Below are 2719 nucleotides of genomic sequence, written 5' to 3'. Positions count from 1 at the left end.
TCGACCGTGAGCGAGAAGTCGGCCGGCTGGACGAGGCCGGCCACCGCGCCGCGCGCGTCGAGGTGCAGCGCCGTCTGATCGCCGCCGCCGACCAGGCGGAGGAAGCCGCGGCGCCGCGCCGCGGCGGCGCGCTGCTGGTCACGATGCTGCCGCTGATGGCCGCGGCGGGGATCGGGCTCTATCTCATGCGCGGCTCGCCCGGCATGCCTTCCGCGCCGTACGACCTGCGTGCCGAGGCGATGGCGCGCGACGACCAGATCCTGACGACGCTGCGCGAGCGGATCGCCACGCTCGACCCGCGCAGCGAGCAGGCACGGCAGGGCTGGGTGCTGCTCGGCAATGCGGAACGCGGGCGCGGCAACCGCGCCGGCGCGATCGAATCCTGGTCGCGCGCGATCGAGGTACGCTTTGACGCCGAGCTTGCCGGCGACATCGCCGAGATGGAGATCGAGCGCGGCCAAGTTGCCTCCGCGACACCCTGGATCACGCGCGCACTGGTCGCCGCGCCGTCCGACCCGCGGCTGCGCTTCCTGGCCGGCATGGTGGAAGCCGAAAGCGGGCGCCCAGCCAATGCGCGCGCGCTGTGGCAGGCGCTGCTCGCGGACAGTCCCGCGGACGCGCCCTGGCGCGGGCTGCTCGAGCGGCGGATCAGCTCCCTGCCCTGATCGCCTCCAGCATCCGCAGCACCTCGGCGTGCAGCGCGGTGTCCTTGTCGATGCTCAGGTGCCAGTGCCGGTCGTCGCGCCGCTGCTCCAGCGCACCGTCGAAGTCGCGTGCGGGGCGCAGCACGCGGTCGATCGTCTCGTTGCCCTGGTAGAAGTTCACGACGCGCCGCGCGCCGCGCGGCAGGTCGAGAAGAATGTGGGGATCGAAGGTGACGAGGAGGTCCGTGGCGAGCCCCTCCTGCCGCAGCCGCCCGCTCATGCGCAACGCGGTATCGGCGCCGAGCGAATGGCCTACGATGGCGAAGGGGCGGGCAAGCGCGGGCCCGGCGGCGAGTGCGGCGCCCGCCTGCGCCTCCCACTCCACATGGTTGTGGACGGATGCATCCCAGCCGGCCAGGCGCAGCTGCGCGGCGAGGATGTTCATCCCGGTCGAGAAGAAGTTGACGAAGCCCCGGAATACCACGACGCGGCCCTTCGCCTGCCCGTTCACGGGCGGCAGGCGCGTCGGGCCGCAGCCCGCGAGCATGAGGGACGCGACCATCGCGCGGCGGCCCCGGATCATGGCACCCATGCCCGGCCCCAGGGCGATACGGACGCCGACGCTTCGGCTCGATCACCGCGATTGCGGCGACGGTCGTCCTGTTGTCGCCTGACGGGCAGCGCCGGCCGCGGCTTGCGATCGGTCGGATGTCTCGTCATGCGCCTACCGCAGGAAGGGCACCAACCGCGGCGTGCGCGCGGCGTAGTCGTCCCAGGCGGCGCCGAAGGTCTCGCGCATCAGCGCTTCCTCCCGCGCCACGCGGAAGGCGTAGAGCGTGCCGAAGCCGATGATTCCGGCCGGCCCCACGGCCCAGTTCTGCAGCGTCAGCGCCTGTGCCAGCGCCCACATCCAGAAGGCCGTGTACATCGGGTGGCGGACAAAGCGGTAGACGCCCCCGGTGATCAGCGCGTGCTCCTCCCGTACGCGGAGCGTAACCGACCAGTTGCGGCCGAGCGCCTTGTGCGTCGCGTGGAACAGCGCGAGCGCGCCGGCGAACAGCACAAGCCCCGCGATCGCGCGTGGCGCCGAGAAGGGCTGGTCGAGCGCGGCGGGAAAGCCGGTCGCGATGTAGAGGAAGGGCAGCAGGCCGAGCCCGGTGAAGGAGACGGCGAGCAGCGCCTTCTCCCGCACATCCATCGCGTCGCGCGTCAGCGCGTTGCGCTTCGCCTTGCGCTCGAAGGGCCGGCGGATGACCCACCATGCGACCATGCAGAGACCGTGCAGCAGCTTCGCGACCAGTGGCGTCACGCGACCTTCCCCATGATGGCGGAGCCAAGCGCCCCGTCCGGCCCGATCAGGCGATCCGGCCAGGGGTCGCGGCCCAGCGCGCCGGGCCCGCAGGCAACCATGCCCCAGTCGAAGAAGTGGCGGCACCCGTTGCCGGTGACGTAGACGCGGTGCGCGCGCAGCACGGACCGCCGCACACGCCGCCATTCGGCGGGTCCGAGCATCGCGCGCGGATGGATCGATTCGAGCCGCGGCCCGCACCCCGGCAGGCCGAGCCGCGCCACCGGGTCCGCCCGATGGAAGGAGACGAGATCGCGGCGGGAGGAGACCTCGATCCAGGTCAGGCCCGGCGCGGTCGCGATCCGCGCGACGGCGGCGCGCAGCGGCGCCGCCTGCGGCATGAGCGCGATCTTGAGCAGGGAGGACCCGAGGCCGAGCAGCACGGTTCGGGGCGCGGGGCGTGGCGGGGTGGGTTCGGCCTCCAGCGCGGCGGAGAGGGCTTCGGCCAGCAGCGCCATGCCGAGGCTGTGGCCGCTCAGAACCACCTCCTGCACGTCCCGGCGGCGGCGGGCGGCCGCGATCTCCACGGTGAAGGCGGCGATGCGCGCGGCGACGTCCGGCCGGTGCCCGGCGGCCAGGTCGCGCGCGAAGACCCAGTCCGCGAAGAGATGGCCGAGATGCAGCCGCCGGTCGGCCAGCAGCAGCAGGGTCAGCGCAATCACCACGCCCGCCACCGCCCCGGCCGCGCCGCCGACCGCGCGCGCCGTCGCGGCGCCGGCCAGCAGCA

Annotated in this window: 4 protein-coding genes; 1 reads left to right on the top strand and 3 read right to left on the bottom strand. The window is 73.5% G+C overall.

Going from position 1 to position 2719, the window contains the following annotated elements:
* On the top strand, positions 1-665 hold a 665-nt coding region (gene ccmI, locus HW577_RS23380), incomplete at its 5' end, for a c-type cytochrome biogenesis protein CcmI (RefSeq protein WP_198378509.1).
* On the opposite strand, the gene HW577_RS23375 is transcribed toward ccmI, so the two are convergent.
* From HW577_RS23375 to HW577_RS23365, 3 genes are all read right to left on the bottom strand, one after another.
* Positions 649-1227 (bottom strand): thioesterase domain-containing protein, encoded by a 579-nt coding sequence (locus HW577_RS23375; RefSeq protein WP_198378508.1) that lies wholly within the window; start codon positions 1225-1227, stop codon positions 649-651. The two genes, ccmI and HW577_RS23375, sit on opposite strands and share 17 nt — an antisense overlap.
* A gap of 141 nt (positions 1228-1368) precedes the next feature.
* Entirely contained in the window at positions 1369-1953 is a 585-nt protein-coding gene (locus HW577_RS23370) for a protein-S-isoprenylcysteine O-methyltransferase (protein ID WP_198378507.1), read from the bottom strand.
* A partial coding sequence (locus tag HW577_RS23365; protein WP_198378506.1) for a hypothetical protein occupies positions 1950-2719 on the bottom strand: 770 nt, incomplete at its 5' end. The genes HW577_RS23365 and HW577_RS23370, both read right to left, overlap by 4 nt.

The sequence above is a fragment of the Neoroseomonas rubea genome (genome assembly GCF_016106015.1).
GTDB classification, from domain to species: Bacteria; Pseudomonadota; Alphaproteobacteria; order Acetobacterales; family Acetobacteraceae; genus Neoroseomonas; species Neoroseomonas rubea.
The sequence above is the reverse complement of the archived record's forward strand: the minus strand, read 5'-3'. Positions and strand labels throughout refer to the sequence as shown.

Bases quoted from the DNA above. Each gene is read 5' to 3' on its own strand.
- HW577_RS23375 (WP_198378508.1), bottom strand. From the start codon at position 1,227: ATGATCCGGGGCCGCCGCGCGATGGTCGCGTCCCTCATGCTCGCGGGC.